The organism is Pseudomonas oryzae (genome assembly GCF_900104805.1).
Taxonomy (GTDB): Bacteria; Pseudomonadota; Gammaproteobacteria; order Pseudomonadales; family Pseudomonadaceae; genus Geopseudomonas; species Geopseudomonas oryzae.
The window spans coordinates 1,368,834-1,382,525 of sequence record NZ_LT629751.1; the positions used below are offsets into that span (position 1 = coordinate 1,368,834).

Below are 13,692 nucleotides of genomic sequence, written 5' to 3' on the forward strand. Positions count from 1 at the left end.
GTCAGATCGCGTTGCGCAGGCTGAGGGTTTCCGGATGCGGCTGCAGGTAGGCCTGCTGCGCGATGTAGTCGTGCGGATGGCGGCGGAAGTGGTGTTTGAGCAAGGTGATAGGCACCACCAGCGGTACGACCCCCTGGCGGTAGCTGTCGATCAGCTGCTGCAGCTCGCGGCGCTCCTCGCTGCCCAGGGCGCGCTTGAGGTAGCCGCTCAGGTGCTGCAGCACGTTGCTGTGCGTGCCGCGGCTGGCCGGGCGGCGCAGGGCGGCCATGAACTGGCTGAAGTAGCGCTGCGCGAGATCGTCCAGCGGCTGGGCGCCGAGATCGGCGACCAGGCGGCCGAGGGCGCGGTACTGCAGCGGGTCGCTGGCCATCAGCTGGTACTTGTAGCGGGCATGGAAGGCCACCAGCGCCTTGCGGGTAATCCCGGCGGCGAGCAGGCGCTGCCATTCGGCGTAGGCGAATACCCGGGCGAGGAAGTTCTCGCGCAGCACCGGGTCGTTGAGCCGGCCGTCTTCCTCGACCGGCAGCTCCGGGCGGGCGCGCATCAGCGCGGCGGCGAAGATGCCGCTGCCGCCGCCGGGCTGGCTGTAGCCGTTCTCGGCGTAGACCTTGACCCGCTCCATGCCGCAGGACGGCGACTTCTGCATCAGCACGAAGCCGCTCATGTCGTCGAGATGGGCCGCGGTCTGCTGGCCAAAGCCGTCGAGGGCCTCGGTGACGTCCAGCTCGGGGTGGCGGCTGCCGACCGCGCGCGGGCTGGCGGGATCGCCGACCAGGCGGATGGTCTCGCGCGGGGTGCCGAGACCTATCGACACCTCGGGGCAGGCCGGCACGAAGTCGAAGTGGCGGGCGAGCACCTCGCTGCACAGTTGCGACTGCTTGTGGCCGCCGTTGAAGCGCACGGGCTTGCCGAGCAGACAGGCACTGATGCCGAGCTTGATGCGGGGAGATGGGCTGGTCATGGCGGCCTCCAACTTGTACGTCGCAAGATTGCTGTACAACCTTGCTACAGGATAAGTCGTTGCCGCTGGCGGTCAATAGGTCTTGTATAGATTTTGTATAAATATTTGTAGCGGTCGCCGCGTCAGTGCCAGCCCATCCGCCAGCGCGCGCCGTCACGCAGTTCGCGCCAGTCCAGGCACTGGCTGCGCCCGCTGTACACCGCCTGCAACTCGACCGCGAGCAGGTTGCCCGCTTCATCCTCGAGCAGTTCGACTACCAGGAAGTGCTTTTCGCGGTTGCGCGGCTGGCGGGCGGTCCACTTGGACAGCCGCAGCTTGCGCGGATTGAAGCGGTTGGGCGGGCAGCCCGCAGCGGACGGTTCGATCTGGCTCATCGCTTGGCCTCGGCTGGAAACTTCTACAGGCTACGCTGGTTGGCAAAACCTGTACAAGATGGCCGGGGAGCTGAGCGCGTTATCCGGGGCTGCGGACGGGGCAGTCAGGTGCAGGAAGCGCGGGCGACGCTGCAGTTCGGCCTGCAGCGCCGGGGTGGTCAGTTGCTGGCCTGCAGAGCGGCGAGCTGGTTCCGCAGCTCGGCGACCTCGGCTTCCAGCTCGCGCACGCGCTGCTGCGCCTCGACCTCGGCGCTGACGTCTTTCTGGATGCCGATGAAGTAGGTGAGCTGGTCGGCCTCGTTGAATACCGGGGTGATCGACAGCTCGTTCCAGAACACGCTGCCGTCCTTGCGGTAGTTGCGGATGATCTGCCGGCACGGCTGGTTGTGCTTCACCGCCTCGCGGATCGCGGCGAGGCCCGGCTGGTCGCGGTCGCCGGCCTGGAGGAAGCGGCAGTCCTGGTAGAGGATGTCGTCGACGCTGTAACCGGTCAGGCGCTCGAAGGCGGGGTTGGCGTAGATCAGGATGTTGTCGTCGCCTTCCTGTTCCGCGACCACGATTCCGTCGTTGGAGGCTTCGATCACCAGTTGCAGCAGCTTGGCATTGATCATCTTGCAGATCCCGGGTGGTTTCAGCGCATCTTAATGCAACTGCGCCATCGTGGGGCAGCTCGCATGTCTTCCCCGGCCACGGAAGACCAGAGCTTGACGCAGACACGCCTTGCAAAGCCGAGCTCTGCGATACAATGGCACGTCATCCAGTCCCTCGAGCCATTGCCCATGACCGAACTCACCGCAGCCCCGTCCTCCGCCAGCGGCCTGCCCTCGGGGGAGGAGCTGTTCCCGATTCGTGAGGTGGTGCGTCTCACCGGCGTCAATCCGGTGACCCTGCGCGCCTGGGAGCGGCGCTACGGGCTGATCCAGCCGGTGCGCACCGAGGGCGGCCATCGCCTCTACTCGCAGAGCGACATCGAGGCGATCCGCAGCATCATCGCCTGGACCGAGCGCGGCGTGGCGGTGAGCAAGGTCGGCAGCCTGCTGGCCCGCAACCACGAGGACAAGGCCGCGCGACCGGTCGAGGAAGGGGTCTCCAGCGGCGAGTGGGGCGAATGGCAGGAGCGCCTGCGCGAGGCGGTGCGCCACTTCGACGAGGCGCGCCTGGAGCAGCTCTACGGCCAGGTGTTCTCCACCTATCCGCTGGCCGTGGTGTTCCAGGACGTCCTCATGCCGCTGTGGCAGGAGTTGCAGCAGCCGAGCGGCTTCGGCCAGGCCAGCCAGTGGCTGTTCCTCGATGCCTTCCTGCGCGCGCGCGTGCTGCAGCGTCTGCAGTTTGCCCGGGCCGGAGCGCGCGACTGCGTGCTGGTGGCGGCGATCCCCGAGCAGTCCCGCGAGCTGGAGCTGCTGGTCACGGCGCTGCTGCTCGGCGGCGACAGCAATCCGGTGCGGGTGCTGGGTCTCGGTCAGCCGCTGGAGGAGCTGCCGCTGGTCTGCCAGGAGGTCAGTCCCCAGGCGCTGGTGCTGTATTCCACCCAGGCGCCCAGCGCCGCGCTGCTGCGCCAGCTCGCCCGCCTGGTGTTGACCCTCGACTGCCCGCTGGCCCTGGCCGGCGAGGCTTCGGTGCTCGGCGAAGACAGCCTGGCCGGCAGCGCCATCGCCTGCCTGGGCAACTCCGGGCGCCTCATGCAGCGCCGTCTGGCGCAGTTTCTCGTCGGCCACCTCGATACCTGAGGCGCGCCGTCTTACCGCTCGTCGTCGCCCGGCGCGGCTAGCGCGCGCGCCGGCTCGGCCGGCCGCAGCGCGAGACCGCCGAAGGAAATCGCCGGATCGATGTAGCGCAGCGCCGAACTGGCGTCCTTCCAGCCCACGTAGCTCATCAGTGCCTTGAGATCCCAGCCGTTGCGCGTCGCCCAGGTGGCGAAGCCGCGACGCAGCGAGTGACTGCTGTATGCGCCGGCGGCGATGCCGGCGCGGCCGAGGATCTGCCGCAGCAGGGCGATCAGGCTGCCGGCGTGCAGGCCGTCCTCGCCGAGGTTGCCCCAGCGGTCGATGCGGCGGAACACCGGCCCCTGCTGCAGGCCGGAGGCGCTCAGCCAGTTCAGATAGGCCTCGACCGGACACAGTCGCGCCAGCGCCGGCGCCTGGTAGGTGGTGCCGCGATGCGCGCGGTCGCCCTTGGCGTGGGGCAGGAACAGGCTCATGCCGCTGCCGGCTTCGGCGCGGATGTCCTCGACGCGCAGACGGCTCAGCTCGTCGCTGCGAAAGCCGCGCCAGAAGCCGATCAGCAGCAGCGCGGCATCGCGCCGGCAGCGCAGCAGGTTGGCGCGCTCGCCGCGCAGGGCGGCGTCGATCGCCTCGCGCTCCAGCCATTTCACCGCCTGCTCGAGATGCTGCAACTGCAGCGGCGCGGCCTGTCTGGGTTGCGCCGGGTGCAGGGCGCGGATGCCCTTGAGCACCTGGCGCACCGCCGGCGCCTTGGTCGGATCGGGAAAGCCCTGGCTGAGGTGCCACTGCGCCAGCGCCGCCAGCCGCTGCTTGAGGGTGCTGTAGGCCAGCGTGCCGGCGTGGGCGGCCAGGTAGCGCAGGATGCTCTCGCTGCTCGCCGGCAGGAAGCCGCCCCAGCTCACCTCGAAGTGCTCGATGGCCGACTGATAGCTGCGCCGGGTGTTCTCCCGCGTGCCGGCCTGTATGTAGCGCTCGACCTCGTTCATCGCCCCGTTCCCGCGGCAAACGTACCGAAAGGCAGCTTTCGGCGGACTGTTTGCGCCTTCCGATTGGATAATTCCTGATTATCTTATCAGAAGATCTGCGGATAAACGGCGTTCGTTAGCTGGATATTCAGTACGTAAATACATAGTATGTAAAACAGTACGAAATCGTCGGAGCACGACCATGGCCCGAGGCGGGATCAACAAGGCGCTGGTGCAGCAGGCACGCCGCGCGCTGCTGCAGCGCGGCGAGCACCCGAGCATCGATGCGGTACGTATCGAGCTGGGCAATACCGGCTCCAAGTCGACCATCCATCGCTATCTCAAGGAGCTGGAGGAGGCCGAAGCGGGGCAGGACAGCGCGCCCAAGGCGCTAAGCACCCGGCTGGCGGAGCTGGTCGGCGAGCTGGCGGCGCAGCTGGAGGAGGAGGCGCAGGCCGCGGTGGCCGCCGACCGCGAGGCCCTGGCGCAGGAGCGCATCGGCTATCTGCAGCGCCTGGAGCAGGCCGAGGCGCGTATCCGCCAGCTGGAAGGCGAGGGCGCCAGCCTGTCCGCAGCATTGCAGGAAACCCGCGACAGGCTGCATGCGGAACAGCAGCAGCTGCAGCAGGCGCGCATCGACGTCGCCCGCCTGCAACAGCTCGAGCTGGACCTCGGCCAGCGTCTGGTCGACCGCGACGCGCAGCTGCAGTCGCTGGAAGACAAGCACCGCCACGCCCGCGAGGCGCTTGAGCACTACCGCCAGGCCAGCCGGGAACAGCGCGAGCAGGAACAGCGCCGCCACGAGGCGCAGGTGCAGCAGCTGCAGATGGAGAACCGCCAGCTGCAGCAGAGCCTGATCGTCAGGCAGGACGAACTGACCCGCCTCAACCGCGACAACGAGCGGCTGGCCACCGAAGGCGGGCAACTGCGCCGGGAGCAGGTCGCGCAGCGCGAAGCCGTTGCCCGGCAGAGCGAGGAACTCGCCAGCCTGAACGGCCGTCTCAGCCTGGCGCTGTCGGCCCGCGAAGGGCTGCAGGCGCGCAGCGAGGCCCTGCAGGCGGAAGTGGAACGTCTGGCGCAGGCGCTGGCCGCGCAGGATCGGCAGACCGAGGCGCTGCAGGCCAGCCTGAGCGAGATGGCCGGGCATCTGAGCCGACTGCACCAGCCGCCGGCGCCGGAGGCCGCGGATCCGCCAGGCGAAGGCAGCGCAGCGCAAGCGGATGCCGCGGGCGAAAACGTCCCGGGAAACCCGATACCATGACGCCGCACCTCCCAATGGCCCGACCTGGAACAGTCGCATGCTGGCTGCGCTGAAACGCTACAAACTCCTGATCTCCGGCACTCTGGCGCGCTGCTTCCCGCGTACCACCGCCTACCTGCGCGCCGAAGGCGAGGCGGCGTTGCTGCATCGCACGCCCCGGGAGCGGTCGCAGGCGGAGCCATCGTGCCCGGCCAAGACCAGGAGCAAGCCGGCCAGCGCCGACAAGAAAGCCGCCAAGGCCAAGCCGGCCAACAGCACCAGGAAGACGGCCAGCTCACGCCGCCAATCCGGGCCGCGGGCCAGCGCCGGTATCTACGGCCCGGCACCGCTGGCGGTCGATGACGCGCAGGTCAGCGCCATGCGCGAGCGTGTCGCCCAGGCGGTGGCGGCCGGGGTGCTGCGCGCGCCCTCCGAGGAGCAGTGGGCGATGATCCTCGGCCGCCAGCCGGTCACGCGCATCTTCGCCGGCGCCGGCTCGGGCAAGTCGACCACCCTGGTGCTGCGCGTGGTGTTCATGCTCTGCCACCTGGGCATCCGCCCCGAGCGGCTGACGGTGATCTCCTTCACCAACGCCTCCTGCTCCGAGCTGCGCGAGCAGCTGAGCCGGGTGCTGGGCTTCTGGCAGTACCCCTTCGACGCCCGTCAGGCACGCGACTGCGTGCGCACCTTCCACTCGGCGATGGCCGCGCTGGCCCGCCAGCAGCTGGGCGATCCCGTGTGGTTCGAGCAGCTGGACGACAAGGGCGCCTCGGCCGACGAGCCGGACAACCCGCTGGGCGGCGGCCGTCTGCGCCTGGCCCAGCAGCGCCTGCTCAAGCAGGCCTACCAGCGTTGCTATGCCGAGGAGGCGGAGTTCGCCGGGCAGGTCCACACGATGCTCGGCCTGCCACCGCCGGGCGCCGGCAAGCGTGGCCGGGCGCCGCTGGAGGGCCTGCGCTTGGCCGGCGAGTTCGCCGCCGTGCCGCTGTTCGAGGCCTTCCATGCCCAGGCGGGGTTCATCGAGAGCATCGGCCTGCGCATCGACCAGCTGGAGCCGCAAGAGCTCGACTGCCCGCCGCGCGAGCGGCTGTTCGTCGCGGCGCTGGTGACCTTCTGGCGCCATTTCGACGCGGTGCTCAAGGAACAGGGCCTGCAGACCTTCAACGGTGCCTTCCAGCGCCTCACCCAGTTGCTGACCGAGGGCGACGAGCGGATCCCGAGCGAGCGCCTGGCCCCCTTCAGCCACCTGCTGATCGACGAGTTCCAGGACATTTCCCCGCAGATCGTCCAGTGGCTGCAGGCCGTCCACGCCAGCCTGGCGCGCCGCGGCGAGGCGGTCAGCCTGATGGCCATCGGCGACGACTGGCAGTCGATCTATGGCTGGCGGGGCAGCTCGCCCGAGCTGTTCATGGTTTTCGACCGCCACTTCCCGGGCAAGGGCCGGGCGAAACGCAGCGCGGTGCTGACCCTGGCCACCAACTATCGCAGCATCGAGCCGGTGATCCGTGCCGGCGAGGCGGTGCTGGCGGAAGTCGCGGTCAAGCAGACCAAGACCTGCCAGGCGGTCAAGGCCCCGCAGCCGGGCGATCATGGCGTGCGCCTGGTGACCGGCTTCGACCTCAAGAGCCAGCTGCCGGAGCTGCTCGCCGAGATTCGCGCGCAGTGCCAGCACGTCGCCGGCCGCCAGTCGAGCGAGCGCACGGCGGTGCTGGTGCTCAGCCGGCGCAACGAGGCCCTCAAGCAGATCCAGGGCGCGCTGGAGCGCAAGCTGCCGGTCAAGGCCATGACCATCCACCGCGCCAAGGGGCTGCAGGCCGAGGTGGCGATCATCGTCGACGACTGCGCCGCGCCCGAACCGCACCCGCTGCGCAACGCGCTGTACGCGCGCGCCGGCTGGTTCTGCAACAGCTACGACCAGGCCATGCAGGACGAGAGCCTGCGCCTGGCCTACGTGGCGATCACCCGCGGGGTGAGCCGGGTGCTGTGGTACACCCGCAAGGTCCAGGGCGCCACGCGTCTGCTGCCGCGGAGCTGACGGCGAGGCGCTTGCCGGCGGCGGCGTGCGCACCTAGAGTCGGTGGATCAGGAACCATCACCCCTTCGGTTCGGAGCCGACTGAACAATGAGCACGCGCCGCAGCGATCCCTTGGCCCAGGTCAGCGACTTCGATATCCGCCTGCTCAAGCTGTTCCGCAGTGTGGTCGAGTGCGGCGGCTTCTCGGCGGCGGAGGGTGTGCTGGGCATCGGTCGCTCGGCGATCAGCCAGCAGATGAGCGACCTCGAGCAGCGCCTCGGCCTGCGCCTGTGCCAGCGCGGGCGCGGCGGCTTCGCCCTGACAGAGGAGGGCCACGAGGTGTACCACGCCAGCCTGCGCCTGCTGGCCTCGCTGGAGAGCTTCCGCACCGAGGTCAACGGCCTGCACCGCCACCTGCGCGGCGAGCTGAACATCGGCCTCACTGACAACCTGGTCACCGTGCCGCACATGCGCGTGACCCACGCCCTGGCGCGCCTCAAGGAGCGCGGACCGGGAGTGCGCATCCAGATCCGTATGATCCCGCCGAGCGAGGTGGAGCAGGGCGTGCTCGACGGCCGCCTGCACGTCGGCGTGGTACCGCAGGCCGGCGCGCTGAGCGGGCTGGAGTACCACTTCCTCTACGAGGAGCGCTCGCAGCTGTACTGCGCGGTCGGTCATCCGCTGTACTACGCGGACGAAAACGAGCTGGACGACGAGCGCCTCAACGCCCAGGACGCCATCGCGCCGACCTTCCGCCTGCCGGCCGAGGCGCGCGCCCACTACCAGGCGCTGCGCTGCACGGCCAGCGCCTCCGACCGCGAGGGCATGGCCTTCCTGATCCTCACCGGCCGCTACATCGGCTACCTGCCCGACCACTACGCCCGCCAGTGGGTGCAGGAAGGGCGCCTGCGCGCGCTCAAGCCGGCCGCGCGCTGCTACGACATCAGCCTGGCCTGCGTGACCCGCAAGGGGCGCCGGCCGCATCTGGTGCTGGAGAGCTTTCTTCAGGCGCTGGGGGCGGGCGGCGCCTGAATGCGCTGACGGAAGAGGACAGGCTACGAGATAGCAATCGCAGCCGATGAAGGCCCCCGCTGATGAGCGGGGGCCTGCTCGGTAAAGCCGATAACAAGGAAGCTGGATTCAGAAGCGATAGTTCGCGCTCACCTCCAGGGTGCGAGGCGCGCCGGGGGTGATCAGGTCCACCGAGCCATGGGCGGAGGCGTAGTACTCCTTGTCGAAGACGTTCTTCAGGCGCAGGGCCGCATCCCATTGCGGCTCGGCGTAGAACAGCGCCGCGTCGTAGGTGGTGTAGCTGGGCATCACCACCTTGTTGTCCAGGGAGGTGAAGCGCTCGTCGACGTAGTTGGCGCCTGCGCCCACACGCCAGCCCGGGTTCAGCGAGCGCACCACCCAGAGGTTGGCGGTGTTGCGCGGGGTCAGGGTGGGGGTCTGGCCTTCGTTGGCTACGCCGTTGGTCTTGGCCGGGGACTCGGTGATCTCCGCGTCCAGGTAGGCGTAGCCGCCATAGACCTGCCACTTGTCGGTGAGCTGGCCGCTGAAGGTGGCTTCGAAGCCATCGGTGCGCTGCTCGCCGGCCAGCACCGTCAGGCTGGTCGCGGGATCGACGGCCTTTATGTTGGTGCGTTCGAGGCGGAATATCGCCGCGGTCACCGACAGGCGGCTGTCCAGCAGGTCCCACTTGGCGCCCAGCTCGTAGTTGGTGGTCTCTTCCGGCTCCAGATTTTCGATTGCCGGGCTGAGCTGGAACACTTCACCCGAGGGCTGGAAGCTGCGGCTGACCGAGACGTAGTAGGACTGCATCTGATCCGGCTGGAACACCAAACCGGCGCGCGGGCTCCAGGTCTTGTCGGTACGGTCGAGGTCGACGTTCTGCACACGCTGATCGTCGAATTCCTGGCCGTAGATGTCGTAGCGCACGCCGAGCAGCGCCTTCCACTGGGCACTCAGTTCGATCAGGTCCTGCACGTAGAAGCCGGCGGTTTCCTGATAGTTGTGGCCTTTGGCGCTCAGGGTGCTGGCGTGCTCGGGCACCGGCACCAGGGCATCGCGGTAGACCGGTACCTGGGCCACGTTGGCCTGGTTGAACACACGCTGGTACTTGTCCTGGTAACCCAGTTCCATGCCGTACAGCAGGTTGTGCTGCATGCCCGCCAGCTGGAGTTGCTGCTTCAGGTCGGTCTGGTTGAACACACCGTACTCATCGCGCGCCACGTTGCCACGGTTCAGCTTCACCAGCAGTTCGCCGTTGGCCGCGGTGACGAAGCGGTTCGCGCTGCTGTCGGCCAGGGTGTTGTTGCGGTCCAGATCGTAGTGGTAGTAGCGGGTAGTGTTGGTCAGGCTCAGATCATCGTTGATCCGGTAGTCCAGAGCGGCGGAGAGGGAGAAAACCTCGCTGCGAACGTAGTCCTGGTCCGCATCGCCGGAGCCGAAGCGCTTCTCGCGGTCGACATCGACCGGGCGATCGCCGAAGGCGGGGATGCCGAAATCGATCAGGCGCTTGTCGTAGAGGTAGGTGGCCCCGAGGTTCAGCTCCAGGTCGTCGGACAGGCGGAAGTAGGCGGAAGGTGCGATGGCCTTGCGGTCGACGTAGCCGTCGTCGCGGAAGGTGTCGCTGTCCTCGTGGGCGCCGGTGACGCGGAATGCCTTGTCGCCCTGCGGGTCGGCGCTACCGGCGTCGAACTGGGTGCGGCGCTTGCCTTCGCTGTCGAAGCTGACACCCACTTCCTGCCTGGGGTCGAAGCCGGGCTTCTTGCTCACGCTGTTGATCAGACCGCCGGAAGAGCCGCGGCCATAGAGCACGGCGGCCGGGCCTTTGATCACTTCGACCCGTTCGATGTTGGAGAGATCACGGAAATACAGGGCATCGTCGCGGATGCCGTCGATGAACTGGTCGCCAATGGCGCTGAAGCCGCGGATGGTGACCTGGTCGCGCTGACCGTCGCCGTTGGACAGGCCGACGCCGGGCACGTTCTTGAGCACGTCCTCCATGGACTGGGCGCCCTGATCCTTGATCACGCTCTCGGGCACCACGTTGACCGTCTGCGGGATGTCGCGCAATGGAGCGTCGATTTTCAGTGCGGCCTTGCTTTCGCTGGCCTTGTAGCTTTCCTGTTCATTCGCGCTGCTGATACTGGTGGCCGGAATTTCCAGAGCCGTCTGCGATTCGGCATGCAGTGCGGGGGCGACGAGCAAACCGAGCAGTGGCAGACAGGCGGGTTTGAGGCGGCGAAACGTCTCTCCGTGCTCCTTGGCATTGTTACGCGGCTTGCAAATGGCCAACCGGCTGGCCGAGATGCCGATCTGGCGGGTGGTGGTTCTCATGCGGGGTGACACTCCTTGGGGTTGTGACGGCAATCCGGCTTTTTCGAGGCGAGCGGAAGCAGGCCCCGATCGTGTATTCGGTGCTTCGGTTGCGATGGGGCTGTTCAATGGGTGGCGTCTGGAGATCGCCGCGCAGGGGGATCAGTGCTGTCGTGGCCTCGCATGCGCGAGCGAGGCAAATAGAAATTCAATTCCCTTGCTGTTGAGAATTGTTATCAATATGCAAGGGGAATGTAAAGTCCCAGTGCCCAAGATGGTCGACAGCTCACAACCGCAGGGCCGCGGGCAAGGGATGGCGCAGGTCGCGCCCAATCACGAAGGGGGCCTTGGTCTGTTGCGACGCCGGGCGGAGGAGAAGAGGGGAAGCGCACCTGAACGGCAGTCAGGTGGCGGAGGGAGGCACGCGAGACCCGCCAGAGGCGTCGCGCCTCGCGTGCAACGACTCAGGCGCCGAACTTGATGGTGCCGATGGCCACGGCGCCAACCAGATACCAGCCGACGGCCGAAGTCACGGCCAGGGCCATGCCGCCCAGCCAGATGCCCAGGGCGATCTCGTAGGCCAGCCGCCGTTCGCGGCGCGGGGCGGCCGCTCTTGGGCGATAGTCGTCGTAGTCGTCTTCGTCTCGAATTGCACGCATAGCTGTTCACTGCCGGGTGGTTCACGTTCGGGGGCGGACGGTAGACGGTTTCCGTCGGCCTGGCAATCGGTGCGGCCCGACGATGGCGGTTCAGATCAGCCCGAGGCGGCGCGCCAGCTTGCGCAGGTTGCTCGGGTCCATCTGCAGCTCGCGCGCCGCCGCCGCCCACTTGCGCCGGTGCCGGGCCAGGGCATCCTCGATCAGGCTGCGCTGGCAGCGCTCGACGGCCTGCTGCAGCGACTCGCGCACGGGCGCGGTCGCCATCGGCATGACCGCCCCGCTGGGTGGCGGAGCGCTGTCCAGGCCCAGCCAGGGCGCCTCGATGCTGAGCAGCGCGCTGCGCGAGCCGGCCTGGCTGAGCACCTTGAGCGCGGCGCGGCCGATCACGTGCTCCAGCTCGCGCACGTTGCCCGGCCAAGGGTAGGCGAGCAGCGCCCGCTCGGCATCCGGCGACAGGCGCAGGCAGCGCAGGCCCAGGCGCGTGCGGTTGAGTTCGAGGAAGTGGCCGGCCAGCACCAGCACGTCGCGGCCGCGCTCGCGCAGCGGCGGAATGTGCACCGGGTAGACCGACAGGCGGTGGTAGAGGTCGGCACGGAAGCGCCCCTCGCGGACTTCCTCCCACAGCTTGCGATTGGTGGCGGCGACCACCCGCACGTCGACATGCCGCGGCTGGTCGGTACCCAGGCGCTGGATCTCGCCGTTCTGCAGGGCGCGCAGCAGCTTGGCCTGGATCGACAGCGGCAGCTCGCCGATCTCGTCGAGGAACAGGGTGCCGCCGTTGGCCGCCTCGAAGCGCCCGGCGCGTTCCTGCGCGGCGCCGGAGAAGGCGCCCCTGGCGTGGCCGAACAGCTCGCTTTCCGCCAGGGTCTCCGGCAGCGCCGCACAGTTGACGTAGACCAGCGGCCGGCCGGCGCGCGGCGAATGGCCGTGCAGCCAGCGGGCGAACAGCTCCTTGCCGACGCCGGTCTCGCCCTGCAGCAGCACCGGCAGGTCGGAGTCGGCGACCACCGCCAGCTCGTCGAGCAACTGGCGCAGCGCCGGGCTCTCGCCGAGGATCATGCCGTCGCCCTCGGTCTCGCCGGCGCTGACCTCGCGGCGGGCCAGGCGCAGGCTGCGTACCTCGCCCTCCAGGCGGCAGATGCGCAGCGCCGCCTCGATCAGCAGGGCGTAGTGCTGCAGGCGCAACACCGCGCTGCGGTCGAAATTGCCGCGGCGCAGATCGTCGAGGGTCACCGCGCCCCACAGCTGGCCTTCCACGTACAGGCTCATGCCCATGCAGTCGTGGACCGGCAGCGGCTCCTCGGGGCAGTCCTCCAGCAAGCCGTCGTAGGGATCGGGCAGCTCGCTTTCGGCCGCGAAGCGCAGCGGCTCGCGCTGGGCAAGGATCTGCGCCAGGCGCGGGTGGCGGGCCAGGGCGAAGCTGCGGCCGAGCGCCTCGTGGGCCAGGCCCACGGCGGCCTGCGGGCGCAGGCTGTCGCCATCCAGGCGCAGCAGCACCACGGCGCTGCAGGCGAAGGCTTCGCGCAGGCAGACGACCAGGCGCTGCAGGCGCACGGCGGCGGGCAACTCGCCGGTGAGGTCGGCGAGCAGGGCATTCTGCAACGGGGTCAAATCTACCATTTCGGGTATCCAGTACCTTGAAAAGTCCGGGTAGATTGGACCTAGACGCCGCGCCAGGCCTTGATTGCCGTCAACCCGCACGCTGGCATGCGCCTTGCGATGCTCCGGTCAGCCCCATAGCCGACCTGGAGACATCCATGACCGACCAACTGCTCGACCACACCCTCGGCCACCTGGCCTGCGCCATCCCCGGCGCCACCCGGATATTCCATGACGTCCGCCTGGACTTCTGCTGCGGCGGGCAGAAGACCCTGCGCCAGGCCGCCCTGGAGCAAGGGCTGAACGCCGGCGAGATCGCCGAGCGGCTGCTGGCCCTCGCCCCGGACGACGCCGGCGAGGCCGACCTGCGCGCGCTGGATGATGATCAGCTGATCGCGCATATCCTGCAGCGCTTCCACGAGGTGCACCGCCAGCAGCTGCCCGAGCTGATCCGCCTGGCCGCGCGGGTCGAGCAGGTTCACGGCGAGCGGGCGGAATGCCCTGCGGGGCTCACCGAGCTGCTGCGCGACATGCAGCAGGAGCTGGAAAGCCACATGCAGAAGGAAGAGCAGATCCTCTTCCCGATGATCGTGCGCGGCGGCGGGCGAATGGCCGGCGCGCCGATCTCGGTGATGCGCTACGAGCACGACCAGCACGGCGAAACCCTCGGGCGCCTGGCCACGCTGACCGACGACATGCAGCCGCCGCCGGATGCCTGCAACACCTGGCGCGCCCTGTACCGCGGCCTCGACGAACTGCGCCGCGACCTGATGCAGCACATCCATCTGGAAAACAACCTGCTGTTCCCGCGGGCGCTGGGCGAGCGGGTGGGCTGACC

12 protein-coding genes are annotated in these 13,692 nt (G+C 68.6%); 5 read left to right on the top strand and 7 right to left on the bottom strand.

All coding sequences use genetic code 11. The annotated features are described in order from the left end of the window. Position 1: 1 nt before the first annotated feature. The 3 genes from BLT78_RS06200 to BLT78_RS06210 all read right to left on the bottom strand — a co-directional run bounded on the left by BLT78_RS06200 (position 2) and on the right by BLT78_RS06210 (position 1,946). On the bottom strand, positions 2–961 hold the full coding sequence (locus BLT78_RS06200) for a YbgA family protein (RefSeq protein ID WP_090348149.1): 960 nt from the start codon (positions 959–961) through the stop codon (positions 2–4). A gap of 122 nt (positions 962–1,083) precedes the next feature. Beyond that, entirely contained in the window at positions 1,084–1,335 is a 252-nt protein-coding gene (locus BLT78_RS06205) for a TIGR02450 family Trp-rich protein (protein WP_090348151.1), read from the bottom strand. 158 nt (positions 1,336–1,493) lie between these two features. Next, positions 1,494–1,946 carry a PAS domain-containing protein gene (locus BLT78_RS06210; RefSeq protein WP_090348152.1) on the bottom strand — a complete coding sequence of 151 codons (453 nt, stop codon included), beginning with the start codon at positions 1,944–1,946 and terminating at the stop codon, positions 1,494–1,496. Between the two features lie 168 nt (positions 1,947–2,114). On the opposite strand from BLT78_RS06210, the gene BLT78_RS06215 reads away from it, so the two are divergent. Continuing rightward, the gene (locus BLT78_RS06215; RefSeq protein ID WP_090348154.1) at positions 2,115–3,062 is read left to right on the top strand and encodes a MerR family transcriptional regulator; all 948 of its coding nucleotides are present in this window, start codon (positions 2,115–2,117) and stop codon (positions 3,060–3,062) included. A gap of 11 nt (positions 3,063–3,073) precedes the next feature. Here the strand turns inward: BLT78_RS06215 and BLT78_RS06220 are convergent, their stop codons facing one another. Continuing rightward, positions 3,074–4,042, bottom strand: coding sequence for a site-specific integrase (locus BLT78_RS06220; RefSeq protein WP_090348155.1), 969 nt, complete (start codon positions 4,040–4,042; stop codon positions 3,074–3,076). A 181-nt stretch (positions 4,043–4,223) separates the two neighbouring features. On the opposite strand from BLT78_RS06220, the gene BLT78_RS06225 reads away from it, so the two are divergent. The 3 genes from BLT78_RS06225 to BLT78_RS06235 all read left to right on the top strand — a co-directional run bounded on the left by BLT78_RS06225 (position 4,224) and on the right by BLT78_RS06235 (position 8,307). Then, a complete protein-coding gene (locus BLT78_RS06225) occupies positions 4,224–5,282 on the top strand; it encodes a DNA-binding protein (protein WP_090348157.1) in 1,059 nt (352 codons plus the stop codon). Between the two features lie 37 nt (positions 5,283–5,319). Next, a complete protein-coding gene (locus BLT78_RS06230) occupies positions 5,320–7,296 on the top strand; it encodes a DEAD/DEAH box helicase (protein ID WP_090348159.1) in 1,977 nt (658 codons plus the stop codon). Positions 7,297–7,383: 87 nt separating this feature from the next. Beyond that, positions 7,384–8,307 carry a LysR family transcriptional regulator gene (locus BLT78_RS06235; protein WP_090348161.1) on the top strand — a complete coding sequence of 308 codons (924 nt, stop codon included), beginning with the start codon at positions 7,384–7,386 and terminating at the stop codon, positions 8,305–8,307. 108 nt (positions 8,308–8,415) lie between these two features. On the opposite strand, the gene BLT78_RS06240 is transcribed toward BLT78_RS06235, so the two are convergent. The 3 genes from BLT78_RS06240 to norR form a co-directional block, all read right to left on the bottom strand. Next, positions 8,416–10,617: a TonB-dependent receptor gene (locus tag BLT78_RS06240; RefSeq protein WP_172830767.1), complete on the bottom strand. Its 2,202-nt coding sequence runs from the start codon at positions 10,615–10,617 to the stop codon at positions 8,416–8,418. Positions 10,618–11,060: 443 nt separating this feature from the next. After that, entirely contained in the window at positions 11,061–11,255 is a 195-nt protein-coding gene (locus BLT78_RS06245) for a hypothetical protein (RefSeq protein WP_090348162.1), read from the bottom strand. A 90-nt stretch (positions 11,256–11,345) separates the two neighbouring features. Further along, positions 11,346–12,875, bottom strand: a complete 1,530-nt coding sequence (gene norR, locus BLT78_RS06250) for a nitric oxide reductase transcriptional regulator NorR (protein WP_090348164.1) — start codon at positions 12,873–12,875, stop codon at positions 11,346–11,348. A gap of 137 nt (positions 12,876–13,012) precedes the next feature. Between norR and ytfE the strand changes: the two genes are divergently transcribed. After that, positions 13,013–13,690, top strand: a complete 678-nt coding sequence (gene ytfE, locus BLT78_RS06255; protein ID WP_090348166.1) for an iron-sulfur cluster repair protein YtfE — start codon at positions 13,013–13,015, stop codon at positions 13,688–13,690. The last annotated feature ends 2 nt before the right edge of the window (positions 13,691–13,692 follow it).

What these genes read in the sequence shown, in the direction of transcription:
- BLT78_RS06225 (WP_090348157.1), top strand. Translation starts at nt 4,224, where the DNA reads ATGGCCCGAGGCGGGATCAACAAGGCGCTGGTGCAGCAGGCACGCCGC.
- BLT78_RS06200 (WP_090348149.1), bottom strand. Translation starts at nt 961, where the DNA reads ATGACCAGCCCATCTCCCCGCATCAAGCTCGGCATCAGTGCCTGTCTG.
- BLT78_RS06240 (WP_172830767.1), bottom strand. Translation starts at nt 10,617, where the DNA reads ATGAGAACCACCACCCGCCAGATCGGCATCTCGGCCAGCCGGTTGGCC.
- BLT78_RS06210 (WP_090348152.1), bottom strand. Translation starts at nt 1,946, where the DNA reads ATGATCAATGCCAAGCTGCTGCAACTGGTGATCGAAGCCTCCAACGAC.
- norR (WP_090348164.1), bottom strand. Translation starts at nt 12,875, where the DNA reads ATGGTAGATTTGACCCCGTTGCAGAATGCCCTGCTCGCCGACCTCACC.
- BLT78_RS06230 (WP_090348159.1), top strand. Translation starts at nt 5,320, where the DNA reads ATGCTGGCTGCGCTGAAACGCTACAAACTCCTGATCTCCGGCACTCTG.
- BLT78_RS06205 (WP_090348151.1), bottom strand. Translation starts at nt 1,335, where the DNA reads ATGAGCCAGATCGAACCGTCCGCTGCGGGCTGCCCGCCCAACCGCTTC.
- ytfE (WP_090348166.1), top strand. Translation starts at nt 13,013, where the DNA reads ATGACCGACCAACTGCTCGACCACACCCTCGGCCACCTGGCCTGCGCC.
- BLT78_RS06220 (WP_090348155.1), bottom strand. Translation starts at nt 4,042, where the DNA reads ATGAACGAGGTCGAGCGCTACATACAGGCCGGCACGCGGGAGAACACC.
- BLT78_RS06215 (WP_090348154.1), top strand. Translation starts at nt 2,115, where the DNA reads ATGACCGAACTCACCGCAGCCCCGTCCTCCGCCAGCGGCCTGCCCTCG.
- BLT78_RS06245 (WP_090348162.1), bottom strand. Translation starts at nt 11,255, where the DNA reads ATGCGTGCAATTCGAGACGAAGACGACTACGACGACTATCGCCCAAGA.
- BLT78_RS06235 (WP_090348161.1), top strand. Translation starts at nt 7,384, where the DNA reads ATGAGCACGCGCCGCAGCGATCCCTTGGCCCAGGTCAGCGACTTCGAT.